General features: G+C 69.9%; 2 protein-coding genes. Both read left to right on the top strand.

Features of this window, described 5'->3' with window-relative positions; translation table 11 throughout:
- Positions 1-1423: ABC transporter ATP-binding protein (locus VFM98_RS10420; protein ID WP_325109855.1), on the top strand; the 1423-nt coding region annotated here is incomplete at its 5' end.
- The coding region (locus VFM98_RS10415) for an ABC transporter permease (protein WP_325109854.1) at positions 1416-2351 on the top strand (936 nt) is incomplete at its 3' end. The genes VFM98_RS10420 and VFM98_RS10415, both read left to right, overlap by 8 nt.

Raw genomic sequence — 2351 nt, 5'->3', positions numbered from 1 at the left:
CGAAGGCAGCGTGATGTTCGACGGCCGGCCCGTGCACATCCGCAACCCGCAGGAAGCGCGGGCGCTGGGCATCAGCATGGTGTTCCAGCACTTCAGCCTGTTCGACACGCGCACCGTGGCGGAGAACGTGTGGCTCGGCCTGGACAAGAGCCTCACGCTCCACCAGGTGACGCACAGCATCACCGCCAAGGCGCGCGAATACGGGCTCGACGTGGACCCCGGCCGCCCCGTGCACACGCTCTCCGTGGGCGAGATGCAGCGGGTGGAGATCATCCGCGCGCTGCTCACCAACCCCAAGCTGCTGATCCTGGACGAGCCCACCTCGGTGCTGACGCCGCAGGCGGTGGAGAAGCTGTTCGTGGTGCTCAAGCAGCTCGCCTCCGAGGGCTGCAGCATCCTCTACATCTCGCACAAGCTGCACGAGATCCGCGAGCTGTGCACCGCCTGCACGGTGATGCGCGGCGGCAAGGTGACGGGCGACACCGACCCGCGGCGCGAGACCAATGCGTCGCTGTCGCGGATGATGATCGGCGCCGAGCCGCCGGAGCTGGAGCACCACGACCGCCAGCCGGGCGAAGTGGTGTTGAAGGTGGAAGGCCTCACGCTGCCGCGCGAGGACCAGTTCGGCCACGACCTGGACGCCATCTCCTTCGAGGTGCGCGCGGGCGAGGTCGTGGGCATCGCCGGCGTGTCCGGCAACGGCCAGCGCGAGCTGCTGTTCGCGCTCTCCGGCGAGGACCGGCGCGCCGCCCCGACCATGATCCAGGTGAGCGGCGTGCACTGCGGCCGGCTCGACCCGGCGGACCGGCGCGACCTCGGCCTGCACTTCGTGCCGGAGGAGCGGCTCGGCCGCGGCGCCGTGCCGACGCTCGGCCTGGCGCAGAACCTGCTGCTCACGCGCACCGACGCCGTCAACCGCAGCGGCTGGATCGACGTCAAGGGCCTCAAGCGCCAGGCCCAGCGCATCATCGAGAAATTCAACGTCAAGGCCGGCGGCCCGGACGCGGCGGCGAAGTCGCTCTCCGGCGGCAACCTGCAGAAGTTCATCGTCGGGCGCGAGATCGACGCCAACCCCAAGCTGCTGATCGTCTCGCAGCCGACCTGGGGCGTGGACGTCGGCGCCTCGGCGCAGATCCGCGCGGAGATCCTGGCGCTGCGCGACGCGGGTTGCGCGGTGCTGGTGGTGTCGGAGGAGCTGGAGGAGCTGTTCGAGATCAGCGACCGGCTGCACGTGATCGCCAAGGGCCGGCTGTCGCCGAGCATCGAGCGGGCGCGGGCGACGGTGACGCTGATCGGGGAGTGGATGAGCGGGTTGTGGGTGGTGCATCCGATGCGGGAGGGGGCGGGGAGTGCCCTCACCGGGAGTGCCCTCACCCCGGCCCTCTCCCAGAGGGAGAGGGAGAAAGGCAGCAACAATGTTTAAGCTGGAGCCGAGACCCGAAGCCTCGCGCTTCTGGAGCATCGCCTCGCCGCTGCTGGCGCTGGTGATCACGGTGCTTATCGGGACGCTGCTGTTCGTGGCGCTGGGCAAGGACCCGGTGCGCGGGCTGCAGGTGTTCTTCTGGGAGCCGATCAACTCGGGCTACCGGCTGGGCGAGCTGATGGTCAAGGCGACGCCGCTGCTGATCGTCGCGCTGGGGCTGGCCGTGTGCTTCCGCTCCAACGTGTGGAACATCGGCGCCGAGGGGCAGTTCGTGATCGGTGCCGTGGTGGCCGGCGGCGTCGCGCTGCTGGCGGGCAAGGACACCAGCCGCCTGATCGTGGTCGCGATCCTGCTCGCCGGCGTGGTGGGCGGCATGGCCTGGGCCGGGATCACGGCGTTGCTGCGCGACAAGTTCAACGCCAACGAGATCCTGGTCAGCCTGATGCTGGTGTACGTGGCCACGCTGACGCTCAACTACCTCGTGTTCGGGCCCTGGAAGGATCCGCAGGGCTACAACTTCCCGCAGACCAAGACTTTCGAGGCGGTGACGCAGATCCCGCGCCTGATGCAGGGCTCGCGCGTCAACATCGGCGTGCTGCTGGCGCTGGCGGGCGTGGCGGCCCTCTGGGTGTTCCTGTTCCGCACCCGGGCCGGCTTCGCCCAGCAGGTGGGCGGGCTGGCACCGGCGGCAGCGCGCTATGCCGGCTTCTCCTCGCGCAAGGCGCTGTGGACGGCGCTGCTGGTCTCCGGCGGCGCGGCCGGCCTGGCGGGCGCGCTGGAAGTGGCCGGCCCGATCGGCCAGCTCACGCCTTACGTGCCGGCCGGCTACGGCTTCGCCGCCATCATCGTCGCCTTCGTCGGCCGGCTGCATCCGGTAGGCATGGTGTTCTCGGCCATCCTCATGAGCATGTTCTACATCGGCGGCGAG

Source organism: Ramlibacter sp. (assembly GCF_035706265.1).
In the GTDB taxonomy this organism is placed as follows: domain Bacteria; phylum Pseudomonadota; class Gammaproteobacteria; order Burkholderiales; family Burkholderiaceae_C; genus Ramlibacter.
Note: the sequence above shows the minus strand (reverse complement) of the source record. Positions and strands in the feature narration are given on the sequence as shown.